The 15,824-nt window shown below is 58.1% G+C and carries 19 protein-coding genes, 1 tRNA gene and 1 pseudogene; 5 read left to right on the top strand and 16 right to left on the bottom strand.

Features of this window, described 5'->3' with window-relative positions:
* Window positions 1-86: 86 nt before the first annotated feature.
* Complete coding sequence (locus ACMXYI_RS23415; RefSeq protein ID WP_415769283.1) at window positions 87-1,196, bottom strand: acyltransferase family protein; 1,110 nt, start codon at window positions 1,194-1,196, stop codon at window positions 87-89.
* Between the two features lie 83 nt (window positions 1,197-1,279).
* On the opposite strand from ACMXYI_RS23415, the pseudogene ACMXYI_RS23410 reads away from it, so the two are divergent.
* Window positions 1,280-1,611, top strand: a pseudogene (locus ACMXYI_RS23410) (cell wall hydrolase).
* A 32-nt stretch (window positions 1,612-1,643) separates the two neighbouring features.
* Here the strand turns inward: ACMXYI_RS23410 and ACMXYI_RS23405 are convergent.
* A complete protein-coding gene (locus tag ACMXYI_RS23405; RefSeq protein ID WP_415769282.1) occupies window positions 1,644-2,357 on the bottom strand; it encodes an SOS response-associated peptidase family protein in 714 nt (237 codons plus the stop codon).
* A gap of 137 nt (window positions 2,358-2,494) precedes the next feature.
* Between ACMXYI_RS23405 and ACMXYI_RS23400 the strand changes: the two genes are divergently transcribed.
* Window positions 2,495-2,602 (top strand) — tRNA-Leu (locus ACMXYI_RS23400).
* 223 nt (window positions 2,603-2,825) lie between these two features.
* On the opposite strand, the gene ACMXYI_RS23395 is transcribed toward ACMXYI_RS23400, so the two are convergent.
* Both ACMXYI_RS23395 and ACMXYI_RS23390 read right to left on the bottom strand, forming a co-directional pair.
* The gene (locus ACMXYI_RS23395; RefSeq protein ID WP_415769281.1) at window positions 2,826-3,035 is read right to left on the bottom strand and encodes a hypothetical protein; all 210 of its coding nucleotides are present in this window, start codon (window positions 3,033-3,035) and stop codon (window positions 2,826-2,828) included.
* Window positions 3,036-3,207: 172 nt separating this feature from the next.
* Window positions 3,208-4,044 carry an NAD(P)H-binding protein gene (locus ACMXYI_RS23390; protein ID WP_415769280.1) on the bottom strand — a complete coding sequence of 279 codons (837 nt, stop codon included), beginning with the start codon at window positions 4,042-4,044 and terminating at the stop codon, window positions 3,208-3,210.
* A 170-nt stretch (window positions 4,045-4,214) separates the two neighbouring features.
* Between ACMXYI_RS23390 and ACMXYI_RS23385 the strand changes: the two genes are divergently transcribed.
* A complete protein-coding gene (locus ACMXYI_RS23385; RefSeq protein WP_415769279.1) occupies window positions 4,215-4,901 on the top strand; it encodes a TetR/AcrR family transcriptional regulator in 687 nt (228 codons plus the stop codon).
* On the opposite strand, the gene ACMXYI_RS23380 is transcribed toward ACMXYI_RS23385, so the two are convergent.
* The 8 genes from ACMXYI_RS23380 to ACMXYI_RS23345 all read right to left on the bottom strand — a co-directional run bounded on the left by ACMXYI_RS23380 (window position 4,898) and on the right by ACMXYI_RS23345 (window position 11,099).
* Window positions 4,898-5,182: a hypothetical protein gene (locus ACMXYI_RS23380; protein WP_046047412.1), complete on the bottom strand. Its 285-nt coding sequence runs from the start codon at window positions 5,180-5,182 to the stop codon at window positions 4,898-4,900. The two genes, ACMXYI_RS23385 and ACMXYI_RS23380, sit on opposite strands and share 4 nt — an antisense overlap.
* A gap of 307 nt (window positions 5,183-5,489) precedes the next feature.
* Window positions 5,490-5,720, bottom strand: coding sequence for a hypothetical protein (locus ACMXYI_RS23375; RefSeq protein WP_010460746.1), 231 nt, complete (start codon window positions 5,718-5,720; stop codon window positions 5,490-5,492).
* Window positions 5,721-5,845: 125 nt separating this feature from the next.
* A complete protein-coding gene (locus tag ACMXYI_RS23370) occupies window positions 5,846-6,067 on the bottom strand; it encodes a hypothetical protein (protein WP_129444546.1) in 222 nt (73 codons plus the stop codon).
* 72 nt (window positions 6,068-6,139) lie between these two features.
* Window positions 6,140-7,180, bottom strand: a complete 1,041-nt coding sequence (locus ACMXYI_RS23365; RefSeq protein WP_415769278.1) for a DNA topoisomerase IB — start codon at window positions 7,178-7,180, stop codon at window positions 6,140-6,142.
* 75 nt (window positions 7,181-7,255) lie between these two features.
* Window positions 7,256-8,335, bottom strand: coding sequence for a molybdenum ABC transporter ATP-binding protein (modC, locus tag ACMXYI_RS23360; RefSeq protein WP_415769277.1), 1,080 nt, complete (start codon window positions 8,333-8,335; stop codon window positions 7,256-7,258).
* 3 nt (window positions 8,336-8,338) lie between these two features.
* Window positions 8,339-9,019 (bottom strand): molybdate ABC transporter permease subunit, encoded by a 681-nt coding sequence (gene modB, locus ACMXYI_RS23355; protein ID WP_415769276.1) that lies wholly within the window; start codon window positions 9,017-9,019, stop codon window positions 8,339-8,341.
* A complete protein-coding gene (modA, locus tag ACMXYI_RS23350) occupies window positions 9,020-9,787 on the bottom strand; it encodes a molybdate ABC transporter substrate-binding protein (protein ID WP_415769275.1) in 768 nt (255 codons plus the stop codon).
* 247 nt (window positions 9,788-10,034) lie between these two features.
* Window positions 10,035-11,099, bottom strand: a complete 1,065-nt coding sequence (locus tag ACMXYI_RS23345; RefSeq protein WP_415769274.1) for an NAD(P)H-dependent flavin oxidoreductase — start codon at window positions 11,097-11,099, stop codon at window positions 10,035-10,037.
* A gap of 190 nt (window positions 11,100-11,289) precedes the next feature.
* Here ACMXYI_RS23345 and ACMXYI_RS23340 point away from each other — a divergent pair, with 190 nt between their 5' ends.
* Complete coding sequence (locus ACMXYI_RS23340) at window positions 11,290-12,273, top strand: acrylyl-CoA reductase (NADPH) (RefSeq protein WP_415769273.1); 984 nt, start codon at window positions 11,290-11,292, stop codon at window positions 12,271-12,273.
* A 52-nt stretch (window positions 12,274-12,325) separates the two neighbouring features.
* Window positions 12,326-12,814: a GyrI-like domain-containing protein gene (locus ACMXYI_RS23335; protein WP_415769272.1), complete on the top strand. Its 489-nt coding sequence runs from the start codon at window positions 12,326-12,328 to the stop codon at window positions 12,812-12,814.
* Here the strand turns inward: ACMXYI_RS23335 and ada are convergent.
* The 4 genes from ada to ACMXYI_RS23315 form a co-directional block, all read right to left on the bottom strand.
* Complete coding sequence (gene ada, locus ACMXYI_RS23330) at window positions 12,778-13,851, bottom strand: bifunctional DNA-binding transcriptional regulator/O6-methylguanine-DNA methyltransferase Ada (RefSeq protein WP_046047452.1); 1,074 nt, start codon at window positions 13,849-13,851, stop codon at window positions 12,778-12,780. The two genes, ACMXYI_RS23335 and ada, sit on opposite strands and share 37 nt — an antisense overlap.
* 87 nt (window positions 13,852-13,938) lie before the next feature.
* Window positions 13,939-14,604, bottom strand: coding sequence for a DNA oxidative demethylase AlkB (gene alkB / locus ACMXYI_RS23325; RefSeq protein ID WP_415769271.1), 666 nt, complete (start codon window positions 14,602-14,604; stop codon window positions 13,939-13,941).
* Window positions 14,605-14,608: 4 nt separating this feature from the next.
* Complete coding sequence (locus ACMXYI_RS23320; protein ID WP_415769270.1) at window positions 14,609-15,313, bottom strand: 2OG-Fe(II) oxygenase; 705 nt, start codon at window positions 15,311-15,313, stop codon at window positions 14,609-14,611.
* On the bottom strand, window positions 15,310-15,816 hold the full coding sequence (locus ACMXYI_RS23315) for a methylated-DNA--[protein]-cysteine S-methyltransferase (RefSeq protein ID WP_415769269.1): 507 nt from the start codon (window positions 15,814-15,816) through the stop codon (window positions 15,310-15,312). The genes ACMXYI_RS23320 and ACMXYI_RS23315 overlap by 4 nt, the downstream gene beginning before the upstream one ends.
* Window positions 15,817-15,824: the final 8 nt, after the last annotated feature.

The following is a 15,824-nucleotide window of genomic DNA, read 5'->3' as shown; positions in this document are numbered from 1 at the left end:
AGTACGCAGGTCTCAACGACAGCTTCGCCGAGAACATCTGTTATCCCCGCCTGATTTAAAACGAACCAAGAGCCCCAAAAAAATATTCATGCACCAGCATACGCAGTTCTATTGGCCTTATGGGCGACGAGGCGTTTAACCAGGCCGTATGCTGGTAATTCCACCCAATAATGGCATGCCGCAGAAACGACCAATGTGGCAACGATAGCAAAGGCCGTCATGGTCCACGGAGAATAGCTTGCCAAGTGAACGCTAATAAATCGCTGCAATGGTTGATGCACTAGGTAAATAGCAAAACTCCACTGTCCAAGTACAACGAGGGCCTTGTAGTTTAGCAGTCTTGAAACAAGCCCTTTGCTATGTGCGAAAATGCAAATCATCACGATAAAAAAAGGATCAGTCAAAGAGGTGTAGGCAATAGTTCTTAATGGCAGGATGCCAATTGTCACTGCTGTTTGATTAAAGAAATTTGCAAAAATTACAGCGGCTAAAACGAGCAATTCTGTACACGTCATTTGCAGCGTGCTGTTATCAGGGCGGTGCTTTCTGCGTATCAACAACTCCGCCCCCAATATGCCAACGATAAAATCGATTAGCCTGAAAAACGGATTGATTGAAAGTAGCGCGTCTTTTAATGTGCGTAAAGAGGGGGTCTCCCAAACTATTATTATATACAGAGCCAAGAAGCATAGATAAGCGAGGCAAGTGATTATTGGCTTTCTTTTTATGCAGAAGGCTAGAGGGATGAAACTTGCGTAGAAAAACATCTCGACGGAGATAGACCATGAAACGCCGTTTATTGCGAAGTAAACTGCACTGTTAACGGACCACGCATGCAGTAGCAAGATAATGCTTGCTAGTGAATAAGGCGACAAATAACCATGATACCAGCTTAGCATATCCGACCATGCTAGTGCTGCAGCTCCGGCAAGAGTCACGACATGTAGTGGCCATATCCTTGCGAATCGAAGAACGAAGAAACTTGCCCAGTTGATATTTTGCAATCGACTTCGATAGTTGTAATGCAAAATGAAACCGGATAGTACATAGAAGAAAGCCACTCCCTGAGGCAGGGTGAATCCCAGAAAATCGCTGGTTGGAAAACCGGAAAATTGCGTTGTATGAAGCGCGAATATCGCGGCAGCTGCAAAGAATCTAAGTGATGTTAGAGCAGGAATATTTCTAGGTTCAGGCATCGGAAAATCCATTTTTAAGCCGAGCACCATAGCACCTATGACCAACCTGCATCGGCGGGTATTTTTTTGCCTGGAGAAAAGTGATGACCACAACAGAAAGAGACCGAGACATCCTCGCCCGAACGCTGTGGGGTGAGGGCTACGCCGGTGTCTGTCAGGCCAGGTATCAGTTCAGATGCTGGAACAAGAGCGACCCGAACTTTGCTTACCTGAGTGGCGCGAAGCCGATCCCGTTTCGCGAGTTTGCTCAGGCGCAGATCGCTGCTGACCAATTGATGGCCGGAAAGGTGCCCGATCCACCGGCGGCGCCACGCACTACTACGCGATCACCATGCCGAAGCCACCAGTCTGGCCGAAGGGGGCCAAGCAGACGCTGAAGCTCGGCCGCCACTTATTTTTCAAGGATGTGCCCTAAGTCTCGGAGCGCTGGTAACGTGCTGAAGCTGATCACCCGATACCGTTCTCATCTCCGCCGGTAATTTCCCCGATTGGCTCGATCAGTTCAGGGCCGTGATTTCGAACATTGCCCACAGCTCGGTCCACCGGGTACCACTCAAACGCCTCAGTGGGCTCACCCTGGAGCAGCACAATCTCCTCGGCGCGCTCTTTCGGCGTGGCCGGGTCCAGCCATTCGCGAGCGAGTTCGGGTAACAGTGCCACCGGGCGGCGGTCATGAATGTCCACCATACCGCCCGCGCTGTCTGCGGTGATGATAACGAAGCCGTCATGCTCGCTCGGTTCACGCTCGGCGATGGGGTACTGACCGATTGCGGCACACAGGATTGGTATCCGGTTACGGTGGCGAATGAGGTAGGGTTGCTTCTTCGGTCCGCCTTCATAAACCCACTCAAACCAGTTGTCGATGGCGATGATCGCCCGATGAGGCCAGATGGCTTTGAAGAATGGCCCGTGGGCGACTTTCTCAACTCGGGCATTGATCGGCGCGACGCGGTCCTTGGCCCGGTGCGGGCGCCAGCCCCAGCGAACCATGTCAGCGCGCAGAAACTGACCCTCTTGGTGAAAGAGGGCAAGCTGCGTGGTCGGCGCGGCGTTATAGCGCTCGAAAGGTTGGTCGCCGGCATAGTTGATCAATGCGTTGGGAATGCTGAGCGCCGCGACGAAGTCATGAATGCCCCGGTACTGTGAAAGGCGTCCGCACATGGTTGAACCCTCCGGCTGTACATTCAGGGTAGACCAGTGGCCGTCGGCTTCATTACAAACCCTCTGTCAGCGCAAGTCGGGCAATCTTCACGCCGATCAAAACGATCGAGGCAAGTCGTCGAGGGTCGAGCGCCACTGCTGAAATCTCAGCGCGCACCTCAGGCCGCTACCTGCTTGATTCTGGCGCGGGACTTAGAATCCCCCGCTCGTAAGGGCGTGCCGGTTCGATTCCGGCTTCGGCACCATCTAAAATCAAGGGTTTGAAGGCGAAAGCTGACGTAAACCCTTGATTGTTTGCTCTTCATCCTGGTCAATCGTTTATGGTTCTTTTATCGCTCGTCCAAGTCCTCGCCTGACAAATGATCCGGCGTTTGTCGTTGTAGTGCCATCTGAAACCAAGGGCTTGCGAGCGAAAGCTGATGCAAACCCTTGTTTGTTTCTGGCTTGCTGTTTTTTATCACGCGGCAGTTATTGACCCCGGCCGCTAGCCCCTGGATTAGCGCCGCGTCGATCTTCGCCAGCAGGGTTGCCGATATTGACAAGCCTTCTCTCTACCAAGACATTTTGAAGGGCCTGGCGGGCTGCAGCGTCTAGCTGATCCTCTCTCTCCTTGAGTTCAAGCAAGATTGGGCTGGACCAGGTGCGATAGGTTTTCTCGGTATCTCGAATTGATGTCATCTGTCCCCTCCTTGATGAGTGCCCGCCAACACCGTCGGCGCAATTTCGATTCGATAGAACCCTAGTCGAGAAATCTGTTTGCCGCCAAAAAATGGCAAGGTGCCAGGGGCTTAAGAATCATCTAACTAACGCACACCCGTTATCCCGATCGAAAGCGCAGGCTGCTTCGATTTCATCCCTCATTTGCCCAGACGCCCGTAGCAGCCGTGCGCCGAACATAGTCGGTAAAGTCCCGCGCAGGCCGACCCAGCGCACGCTGTACGCCATCGGCAACCGGTGTATTGCGGCCATCAAGCACGGTGGTGAAGAGATACAGCACCAGGTCGATCAGCTGTGCAGGAAGTTCTTCCTGTTCCAGTGCCTGACGATAAGCCTCCAGCGGCACTGCGGCGAAACGGATTTCACGGTTTGTCGCACGGCCGACTTCATCGACGGCTTCGGCAAACGTCAGCGCTCGTGGGCCCGTCAGTTCATAGAGTTGGCCGGAGTGTTCTGGTTTGGTCAGCGCCTCGACAGCGATCTCGGCGATGTCTTCTGCATCGATGAAGGGCTCTGCGATATGACCGACGGGGAGGGCCAGTTCCCCTTGAAGGATAGGTTCCAGGAAGTGCGCCTCGCTGAAATTCTGGAAGAACCAGCTGGCCCGCAGGATTGTCCAGTCGACTCCGCTGTTCTGGATGACGCGTTCGGCCTGTTCTGCTTCGACCTCGCCGCGCCCCGATAACAGCACCAGTTTGCTGACACCGCTTTTGACCGCCTGATCGGTGAATGCCTGAACCGTTTCGAGCGCGCCGGGGACGGCGAGGTCTGGTTGAAAGGAGAGGTAGACCGCGTGAATGCCATCAAGCGCAGCTTCCCAGGTAGCTCGATCTTCCCAGTCGAAGGTTGGGGTCGCCACACGGGAACCGAGGCGGACAGGCACGCCGGCAGCTTCCAGTCGTTGGGCAATTCGCCGACCGGTTTTGCCAGTCGCGCCGAGAATCAGGATGCTCTCTTGAGTGGTTTTCATCGCGTTCATCTCCATCGGGTTAATGTGAGTGATGCTCACGTTAAAAAAAATGATAAACCCTCACGTTATGCCGTCAATCAACAGAACCCTGGAAACCGACGTATGGAAGCTACCTGTTGAGCGGTGCTAAGGTGAGCCTATGTCATGTTTATTGAACGGGAAGTGCACCCATGCCCAAGAAAATTCCAGAGGTGCTCGAGCCCCTTGTTTCAGAACCGACTCGGCGCACCCCCACACAACAACGCAGTCGAGAGCGGCAGGAGCGAATTCTGGCCGTGGCAACTCAGCTGATCGAGACCAAGGGCAGCGATCAATTAAAAATGAGTGAAATTGCCGAGCGTTCAGAGATATCGATCGGATCGCTTTATCAATACTTTCCCGACAAAAGTTCGGTGATTCGGATGCTGGCCGAGCGCTATAACGCCGAAAGCCGTCGCTGCTTCGAAGAGGCGTTAGGTGCGGTCGAGGACGCGCAAGGATTGCAAGCAGCCTATTCGGAACTGGTCGATCAGTATTACGAGATCGTTTTTGCTACACCGGCGATGCGTGATATCTGGTCCGGGATGCAGGCGGACAAACAGCTCATGGCATTGGAACTGCAGGAGAGTCGTATTGCGGGCGGGTTGTTGGCCGACGCGATGCTTCGGGTATTCCCCGACAGCGATGCGTTGCGGGTTCGGGAATCTGCGTTTCTGATCTGGCATTTGGGGGAGGCGACCATGCGGCTGGCCATCTCATGCGCACCCGAGGAGGGGCGTGGTCTGGTCGAGGCCTTCAAACGCATGTCGTTGCTGGAAATCATGGCGCCAGCGGCCGGATCGAGTGAATTCGATTCAGCCGCCGATGCTGTCAGCTAAACGAAAGGCTGACCGGTAAAACCACGAGGCAATCGTTGCAGTCCTTCCATGGCGGTGAGCCGTTCGACCCAAGCCGCGCGCCAGTCATTGGCTGTATGCGTAACTTTGGCTTTGCGTGCGGCGCGGCGTGCAGCGTTGCGTTGGTCTTTGCGCGCATCCTTGAACGCGTCGGTGTTGCGGCAGCTTCTGCATTTCACCCGGGTAAGTTCGCTGGTTGAAACGAGCTTGCTGCCTTTGTGACCGCAGGCCAGATGCCCGCCGACTTTGAAGTGAGTAACCATCAGACGCCTCCTTGGTGACGTGTAATCGTTTGACCTCCAGCATACGGTGACGTTCGTTGCCTGCGTAATGGAAAAAAAAGGCCCGCATGCGGGCGGGCCAGGGGAATTCTTCAAAGGAGTCCGGTCAATCTAGAGCCTGAGATGTGAACGCAGTGTGAAACAGACTGCGCAGCCATAAAAAAGCCCAGCGCCAGGCTGGGTTGGGGATGTAGCAGGAAGCGCTCAGGCAAGGACGCACCCGGTGACGATAAGGTCGCCGTTCATGCGTCCTGAATCAGGTCGTGTCCTTGAGGATGTCCAGATCGAATCATCTGAACCGCGGCAGGGGCGGGTCGACAGGTTTGAGCGACGACAGCGTATTGCGAATCAGTGGCGCGTCCTTCTCGATGTCGTTCAGACGATCACGAATTCTGAGGGCCGTCGGATGACCACCTTGATGATCGACCCAGTCGGCGATTTCCTTGCATGCCGCTGCCAGGCGAGCCTGACGGGAGTCGAGCAGGGTGAGCAGAGTGGTGATGGACTCTTTTTCGGACATGGCAAACACCTCCGTTCAAGAAACCTGTATTTGGCAGCAAAAAGCCCGCAGGGAGCGAGCTTTCAGCCGTTGGGGTCGCTGTTCCTTCAGCTTTTTCAGTATAGACCCCTAAATGGCAGGTGACCTCAGCCTTGTCGGGCCGTCACTTGCGACCTGGCATTGAGCTGCCAGCATTCACGCAGGGCGTCTTCTTCACGATCGAAACCGTCACCGATGAAGCCGCGGGTTCGAGTATCGGCGATGCGATACCAGACGGCGGCGTCGGGTGGTGGATGATCGGGTTCTCCGGCCCGGCGACCATGGATGATGATCTTGTTGCATCGCTTCACAACGAAAATGTCTTCCATGGCGTCACCGCAGCTAATTCAGGTTCACATCAACTATAGAAGCCATTGGCGATCATGCAAAAAATAGACAGGTCAGTTCGTCGCCTCAGCCATTGCGACCCGCCTCTCCAAAAACATCGCCAGCCCGACTTCCTCTGCCCTGAGCCCTTTACGCGCTCGAGGCCTGGGCAGTTCAGCCAACGCACCCAGAAGAAAACCATCGAGCACCGCCGGGTGGATGTAGCACTTGCGGCAGACGGCCGGGGTGTTGCCCAGTTGTTTGGCAACGTTCTTGACCATCTCCACCACATGCCGCTTGGCGTCCGACTCGGGTTCCCACTGCAGTTTCCGCAACACCGCCAACGCCAACGCGCTGCCGGCCCAGGTGCGGTAATCCTTGGCAGTGAAGTCGGCACCGGTGAGTGTTTGCAGGTAGGCGTTGACGTCGGAGGAACTGACGGTGTGTCGCTCACCGTTTTCATCCAGGTACTGAAACAGGTTTTGGCCGGGAATTTCCAGGCAACGTTTGATGATCCGCGCCAGGCGTCGGTCCTTCACGGTGATCTGATGCTCTACGCCGCTCTTGCCGCGGAACTGGAACAGGATCGCATTGCCGTTGACCTCGACGTGACGGTTGCGCAGGGTGGTCAGGCCGTAGGATCGGTTGTCCCGAGCGTACTGGGTGTTGCCGACCCGGATCAGCGTCGCATCGAGCAAGGTGATGACCGTGGCCATGACTTTGTCGCGACTGAAGCCGGGAGCCGCCAGCAGTGCTTCAAGCTGTTTGCGCAGTTTCGGCAGCGCCAACCCGAAGTCCCGCAAACGTGAGTACTTGTCGGCATCGCGCACTTCTCGCCAGCGCGGGTGATAACGGTATTGCTTGCGACCTCGGGCATCACGACCGGTAGCTTGCAGATGGCCGCGCGGATCTGCGCAGATCCACACATCAGTGTAGGCCGGGGGTACGGCGAGGGCGTTGATGCGTTTGATCTCGTCTTGATCGGTAATGCGCTGACCCGCAGGGTCGTAATAGCAGAACTTGCCGCGCAGTTTCTTGCGGGTGATGCCGGGCTGGGTGTCATCGACGTAATGCAGGTCGGATGGCAGCGCATCGGGCAGCGCGGTATCGGGCATGGCGGTAGTCCTTGGCGAGGGATCAGGGGCCGTTACAGCCATTGACCGCATGCCGTTGCAGTCGTGCCAGCGGATTTATGCCAGCACCGCCACCGCCTTTATCTGTGCCCAGAGTTGCTGGCCGGGGTGCACGCCCAATTGGTCCCGGGAGTAACGGGTGATCCGCGCCAGCAGCGGTGTGCCACCAGCGTCCAGACGGATCAGCACATGGGCGGCGTTGTCCGCGCCCATTTCACTGATCACGGTGACCGGCAGGCGATTGAGGATGCTGCTTTGCTCGACGCTTTGCAGGCTCAGGCTGACATCCCGCGCCTGAACCTTGCAGCGCAGCGCCTGACCCGGAGTCATCGGTGAGTGAGCCACGCGAATGTTCAAGGTTGTGTTCGGCAGTTGCAGGGTCAGCAAATGATAGTCGGGGTCATAGGCACTGACGTGCCCCTCGATTACCACGCCGGCATCGTCGCCCAGCGCCAGGGGCAGGTCGAGACGGGCCAGGGTTTCGCCAATAGGGCCGCTGGCCAGCGCCTTGCCTTCACTCAGCAAGACGATGTGGTCGGTCAGCCGCGCCACTTCATCCTGTGAGTGGCTGACGTACAGCACCGGGATGTCCAGTTCATCGTGCAGTCGCTGCAGGTAAGGCAGAATTTCGTTTTTGCGTTGGCTATCCAATGCCGCCAGCGGCTCGTCCATCAGCAACAGTTTCGGGCTGGTGAGCAGGGCGCGGGCGATGCCGACCCGCTGCCGTTCTCCGCCGGAAAGGTGCTGCGGATGGCGATCCAGCAAATGGCCGATCCCGAGCAGTTCAGTCGCGTGTGCCATGTCGACCCGTCGCTGCGGGCGAGGAATGCGCTTGAGGCCGAACTCCAGGTTGGCCAGCACCGACAGATGGGGAAACAGGCTGGCTTCCTGGAAGACGTAACCCAACGCACGTTTGTGTGGCGGCACGAAAATCTTCTTGTCGCTGTCCTGCCAGACTTCATCGTTGACCTGGATGAAACCCTGCTCGGCCTTCTCCAGGCCGGCGATGCAGCGCAGGCAAGTGGTCTTGCCCGAACCGGAATGACCGTAAAGGGCAGTGACGCCGCGGCCGGGCAATTGCAGATCCACTTCCAGGGTGAACCCCGAATACCTCAGTTTCAGACGCGTATGAATCATCGATCAGCTCCAGCCCGCTTTGGTTTTACGGCTGGAGTAGAGCGCCAGCAACACAATAAAGGAGAACACCAGCATCGCCCCGGCCAGCCAATGGGCCTGGGCGTATTCCATGGCTTCGACGTGATCGTAGATCTGCACCGAGACCACGCGAGTCTTGTCTGGAATGTTGCCGCCGATCATCAGCACCACGCCGAACTCACCCACGGTGTGGGCGAAACCGAGAATGGCAGCGGTGATGAACCCGGGGCGGGCCAGCGGCAGGATCACGCTGAAAAACGTGTCCCAGGGATTGGCGCGTAAGGTCGCGGCCACTTCCAATGGGCGAGTGCCGATGGCAGAAAAAGCGTTTTGCAGGGGCTGGACCACGAACGGCATCGAGTAGATCACTGAGCCGATCACTAACCCTGCAAAACTGAAAGTGAGGGTGCCAAGTCCCAGTGATTGGGTGAAGTGGCCAACAAACCCGTTAGGGCCGAGCGCCAGCAACAGGTAAAAACCAATGACCGTCGGCGGCAGCACCAGGGGCAGAGCGACGATCGCCCCGACCGGGCCGCGCAACCACGAGCGGGTGCGCGACAGCCATAACGCAATCGGAGTGCCGATGACCAGCAGGATGACCGTCGTCAGCGACGCCAGTTTCAGGGTCAGCCAGATGGCGGAAAAGTCGGCACTTGATAGCGTCATTTAGAGTTGATAACCGTAGGATTTGATGACAGCGGCGGCTTTCGGACCTTTGAGGTACTCAACCAGTGCCTTGGCAGCTGGCTTGTCCTTGCCTTTGTTGAGAATCACCGCGTCTTGTTTGATCGGCTCGTGCATATCGGCCGGAACGATCCAGGCCGAGCCGCCGGTGACTTTGCCGTCTTTGTAGATCTGCGACAAGGCCACAAAACCCAGTTCGGCGTTGCCGGTGGAGACGAACTGGTAGGCCTGAGTGATGTTCTGGCCTTCAACGATCTTGGTTTTGACCTTGTCGGTCAGGCCTAGCTTGGCCAGCACCTGAGTAGCGGCCAGACCGTAAGGCGCCGCTTTCGGGTTGGCGATGGACAGATGCTGATACTGGTTGTCGCTCAACACTTTGCCCTTGGCATCGACGTAACCTTCTTTCGCCGACCACAGCGCCAGGGTGCCGATGGCGTAGGTGAAGCGCGAGCCCTTGACCGTGTCGCCTTCGGTTTCGAGTTTTTGCGGGGTGGTGTCGTCCGCCGAGAGGAACACTTCAAACGGCGCGCCGTTCTTGATCTGGGTATAGAACTGGCCGGTGGCACCAAAGGAGGTGACCAGTTTATGCCCGGTGTCTTTTTCGAAATCGGCGGCGATCGCCTGAATCGGTGCAGTGAAGTTGGCAGCGACGGCAACCTGGACTTCGTCCGCCTGGGCGGACCCGAAAACGAACGCTGCCAGCAGGGTTGCCAGGCAGGTGGGGGCAAAACGTGAGGCACGAATGGTCATGAAACGGCTCCGTGGTAGGCATGCAACGAGGGGGTGAAACGCTATATAGCGGAATATATAGCGAAATGCCTGCAAACGGAACGTTGTTGAGGTCACGCTGAACCTGTAGCAGCTGCCGAAGGCTGCGTTCGGCTGCGAAGCAGTCGTGGAAACAGACACCGCAATCTTTCAGATTAATCGTGGCAGCAGGATTTACGACCGCTTCGCGGCCAAACGCAGCCTTCGGCAGCTGCTACAGGTGAGTGCATTACCGACCCAACAACTTGGCCAATCCTTCATCAGCCAGACGCCGGGTCAGTTCAGCCGTGGTCATTTCAGCGCCCAGCGTGAATGCCTGACCCGCCCAGAGATTGCTGAAATCCGCTTCCTCCTTGGCCCGCAACGGCATCAGCGCACCACCCGCCAGCGGGAAGGCCGGTGCTTTGGCGCTCATCGGCCCGAGTTCGCGCATCACCCGATTGAGAATGCCGCGCGCCGGGCGCCCGGTGAAAATGTTAGTGACGGCCGTCTCACTTTCTTTGGCCGTGCGCAACGCCTTGTGATGAGACGCGCTGACCTTGGCCTCTGGCGTGAACAAGTACGCCGTGCCCACTTGCACCGCCGAAGCCCCTAACAAAAAAGCCGCCGCGACGCCTCGTGCATCGGCAATCCCGCCGGCAGCAATCACCGGCACTTTCACCGCATCGACGATCTGCGGCACCAGCGCAAAGAGGCCCACCTGGCTGCTCAGATCATCACTGAGAAACATGCCCCGATGGCCACCGGCTTCGTACCCCATGGCGATGATCGCGTCACAACCCTGCTGTTCGAGCCAGATGGCCTCTTCGACGGTGGTGGCCGAGGAAAGGATTTTCGCCCCAGTGGCTTTCACGCGATCCAGCAGGGATTTTTCCGGCAGGCCGAAGTGGAAACTCACGACTTCCGGGCGAAATTCTTCGATCACTTCGCAGGCCGCGCTATCGAACGGCGCTCGATTGGACACTGGCGTCGGCGCGTCGAAGTCCACACCAAGTTCCCGGTAGTAGGGGGCCAGCAGATTCTTCCAGTCTCGTGCGCGTTGCTCATCGGCGGCGGGAGTCTGATGGCAGAAGTAGTTGACGTTAATCGGACGCTGAGTGTGCTGGCGAATCGTTTTCAGCTCCTCGCGCAACTGATCGATGCTCAACATGGCTGCCGGCATCGAGCCCAGGCCGCCGGCATTACTGGCTGCGATAACCATGGCCGAATTTGTCGCGCCGGCCATGGGCGCCTGGATGATCGGAAGCTCAATGCCAAGCAGATCAAGAATGCGGGTGTCTGGCCATTTGCTCATTTGAAGGGTTCTCCGACGTCATAACAGGGCAGGGACGGTAGGACCGTTTTTGTATCAGCAATGACTGACATAAGGCCAGTCGAGTTTTCAGTTCGTGTGCCACTCTTGGCTTAAAGTCGAGTACGGTGAAATGTTGCTAATGTGTTATTTCAATTGCACGACAACTGAGTGATTCCATCTGGAGGCAGCAATGTTCCAAGGCATTTTGATCGACAAAGACGACAGCGGTTACCGGGCCACACTGCAAGAGATCAATGACGATCAACTGCCCGAGGGCGATGTGACAGTGCGGGTTGCGTACAGCACGCTGAACTTCAAGGATGGCCTGGCAATCACCGGCAGCAGCCCGGTGGTGCGAAAATTCCCGATGGTGCCGGGGATCGATCTGGCAGGGACTGTCGAAGTCAGCGGGCATCCGGACTACAAGGTCGGCGATCAAGTCGTACTCAATGGCTGGGGAGTTGGCGAAGGACATTGGGGCGGACTGGCGCAGAAGGCTTGCTTGAACGGCGACTGGCTGATTCCGTTACCCAAGGCATTCACCACGGCGCAAGCGATGGCCATCGGCACGGCCGGTTACACGGCGATGCTGAGCATCCTGGCGCTGGAACATAATGGCGTGACGCCCGATCAGGGCGAAGTATTGGTCACCGGCGCCAATGGCGGTGTAGGCAGTTTCGCCATCGCACTGCTGAGCAAGCTCGGCTATCGGGTGGTCGCGTCCACCGGCCGCACCTCCGAACACGATTACCTCAAGCAACTAGGCGCCAGCGAAATCATCGACCGCGCCACGCTGTCCGAGCCGGGCAAACCCTTGGCCAAGGAGCGTTGGGCGGCGGTCATCGACTCGGTCGGCAGCCACACCCTGGCCAATGCCTGTGCCAGCACCAAGGCCAACGGCACTGTCGCCGCGTGTGGCCTGGCGCAAGGCATGGACTTCCCGGCTTCAGTCGCACCGTTCATTTTGCGCGGCGTGACCCTGGCCGGGATCAACAGCGTGACTCAACCCAAAGCCAGGCGGATACTGGCCTGGAATCGTCTGGCCAAGGATCTCGACTTCACCTTGTTGCCGCTGATCAGCCACGAAATCGGCTTGAGCGAAGTGATCGAGGCTGCACCGCGATTACTCGCCGGTCAATTGCGTGGTCGGGTGGTGGTCGACGTCAATCGTTGACTTTCTCGCCGCCAATCAAACTGACAAACGACAGAGACAAGGACTATCGACCATGGATGTAAAGCAGCGTGAAGTGCGGCCCTTTAGTGTCTCGGGCCTGCAAGTGCGCACCTGCAATGCCGCAGAGCAGCAACCAGACACGGCGCGCATCGGCCCGATGTGGGAACAATTTTTCGTTGAGGGAATCTTCGACAAGATCGCCCACAAGCAGCCGGATTCCTTTATGTACGGTGTCTATTCCAACTACGAGTCCGACGCTTCGGGCCACTTCGATGTGACCGCGGGGGCGGCGGTCACCGCGCCCTCCGAGGACTTTCCGCAGGTTCAGGTGGAGGGAGGCGAATACCTGGTGTTCAGCGCCAAAGGGGCGATGCCAGATAGCGTCATTCAGACGTGGGGCCTGATCTGGGCCTACTTTAAGGACAACCCGCAGGTTTGCCGCTCGTTCGCCACAGATTTCGAGGTCTATACCAGTCCGGATTCAGTGTCGGTCTATATCGGCATTCAGGACTCAGACGGGTTTTCGCGCTCAAGCAACTGACGCTTGCGTTCCACACCCCAGCGATAACCCGAAAGGTTGCCGTCGCTGCGCACCACGCGGTGGCACGGAATCGCCACCGCCAGGTTGTTCGCGCCGCAGGCTTGAGCCACGGCGCGCATCGCTTTTGGCGCGCCGATTCGTTGAGCGATATCGGCGTAGCTGGCGGTGCAACCGGCGGGAATCTCCCGCAGGGCTTGCCAGACCCGTTCTTGAAAAGCGGTGCCACGAACATCCAGCGGCAAGTCCAGGCCCAGGGCCGGCGCTTCGATAAAACCAACCACCTTGGCGATCAGTTGCTCGAACTCTTGGTCGGCGCCAATGAGATTCGCACGTCGAAACTTGTCCTGCAGATCGCAGACCAGTTGGTGCGGATCATCGCCCAGCAGGATCGCGCAAACACCCCGTTCACTCTGCGCCACCAGAATCGCCCCCAGGGAACACTGGCCGACGGCGAAACGAATGTCGTTGTTCTGACCGGCCGCGCGGTAATCACCGGGTTTCATGCCCAATAGCTGATCGGCGGCTTCATAGAAACGGCTGTTGGAATTGAAGCCGGCGTCATACAGCGCGTCGGTCACTGAGTCTCCGTCCGCGAGGCGTTCGCGGACCCTGCGTGAACGATGAGCCGTGGCGTAACCCTTGGGCGTCAGGCCGGTCACCGCTTTGAACACCCGATGGAAGTGAAAGCTACTCAGGCCCGCAGCAGAAGCCAACTCGCTCAGAACAGGCAGATTCTCCGCGGTTTCGATCTGGCGGCATGCGGCCGCCACGGTCGCGGCATGTTGTGCGGCGACGTCGCTTTGATCTTTCGCCGCTCGTTTGCTGGGGCGATAACCCGCCGCTTGGGCCTGCTCGGCGGTGTCGAAGAATTCGACGTTCTGCGGTTTCGGCAAACGTGCCAGGCTGCTGGGACGGCAGTAAATGCCGGTGGTTTTCACCGCATACACAAACTGTCCGTCTGCCCGGGGATCACGCGCGACGACGGCGGCCCAGCGAGGATCGTTCTCGGTGGCAATCTTTGTCGAATGGCTTGTCATGGCTTCATGTCCGTTGATCCGTTTCATGCAGATTAACCAGCCGCCGGGGTCGCTGCACCCCGGGTCTTGCGGTCGAATTCGAAGGCTTCATCCAGCGGTACGAAAGGTGAAGTTGATCCGTTGCTCGCCCAGTCGCGGGTGTTGGCCGTCCTTGATCGGCAAGACCCCGTGATAACGCAAGCGATCCACGCCACCCCAGACCACGATGTCGCCATGCAGTAGCGGTACCCGTTGGCTTTTATCGCTGCGTTCGAAACCGCCGAACAGGAACATCGCCGGCAATCCCAGGGACACTGAAACAATAGGCGCTGCGTAGGAAACTTCGTCTTTGTCCTGGTGCAACGACATCTTGGCCCCGGGAACATAACGGTTGATCAGGCAGGAATCAGGCACGAAATCCGCAAACCCTGCTTCCCGCGCCGCGGCTTGTGCCAGTTCGAAAAACACCTCGGGCATTTTCGGCCAGGGTTCTCCGGTCAGCGGATCATGGCGGGTATAGCGATAACCGCTGCGGTCGGTGGTCCAGCCCAGCGCGCCGCAACTGCTCAAGGCGACCGACATGGTAAAGCCCCCGGGCGTGATCATCTGCCGAAACGGCGCAGCCGCCAAAACCGCGTCCAGTGCGGGCAGCAACCGATCCAGCCAGGGCAGGGCAAAGCCTCTGAGGACGCAGGACTGTTCGCCGATCCGATCGAGCCTAGGTTGCTGCTCGGGTTCGGCGTCGGCAAACAAGTCGAAGGTGATCGGGTTCATAGGGTCATAACGCGTCGTGAAAGATGATTCCAAGGGTATGCCGTTTTCCACTGTGCAGGCGACTCACGCCGTGGCGCAGGGTGACCCGGTAATAGCCACGAACGCCTTTGACCGGCCGTTGGTTGACGGCAAAGATCAGCGCGTCACCTTTCTTCAGGCCGATGACCTGGGGGCGCGACTGCATCCGTGGGCGCTGTTCCGTCAGTACGAACTCGCCACCGGTGAAGTCTTCGTCGGGCTCTGACAGCAGAATCGCCACTTGCAGCGGGAAGACGTGTTCGCCGTACAAGTCCTGATGCAAGCAGTTGTAGTCCTGCGGTCCATACTGCAGCAACAACGGCGTCGGGCGTTCCTGACCGGCGGCATGGCAGCGTTCGAGGAACGCTTCGTGGGTTTCAGGGAAACGGGTCGGCAGGTCCATGTGCTCGTACCAGCGATTGGCTATCGGCACCAGGCGAGGGTAGAGCGCGCTGCGCAAACGGGCAACGACATCTGGCAACGGGTATTTGAAGTATTTGTACTCGCCACGGCCAAAGCCGTGACGAGCCATGATCACTTGCGAGCGAAACGGTTCGCCACTGGCATACAGAGCGCTGATTTCATCGCACGTCTCGTGAGTTAGCAGCGACCGGATGATCGCGCAGCCATCCTGATCGAGTTGCTGTGCCAGCGCTTCCCAGTCCAGTCCATCGAGAGAACGCTCGCTCATCGCTGCGCCTCACGATCCAGCAGTTGCCGTTTACGCTCCAGCCCCCAACGGTAGCCGCCAAGGCTGCCATCCTGGCGCAGCACCCGATGGCACGGCACGATAACCGCCAGCGGGTTCGCTCCGCAGGCATTGGCCACCGCCCGAAAAGCCGTGGGTTGTCCCAATTGTCGCGCGATATCCAGATAGCTGGCGGTTCCACCCACCGGTATTTGCCGCAGGGCCTCCCAGACTCGCCGTTGAAAAGCGCTGCCTGTCAGATCCAGCGGAAAATCCAGGGTGGTGCGCGGGTCTTCGAGGTGGCGCAGGGTTTGCTCCAGCGCAGGCATCAAGCCTTCATCGCGCTGCGGTGCTTGTTGGCCGGGGAAGCGTTGCGAAAGATCGCGTTCCAGCATGGCCAGATCATCACCGATCAGCAGCGCACACAAACCCTCGGCGCTGAACGCGAGCAGCAAGACGCCAAGGCTGGAAGTGCCGCTGATGAAGCGAATCGAGGAAGTAGGCATGTTCTGAC

It is taken from the genome of Pseudomonas lyxosi (genome assembly GCF_047758685.1).
Lineage (GTDB): Bacteria > Pseudomonadota > Gammaproteobacteria > Pseudomonadales > Pseudomonadaceae > Aquipseudomonas > Aquipseudomonas lyxosi.
This window is presented reverse-complemented; position numbering and strand designations above follow the sequence as displayed.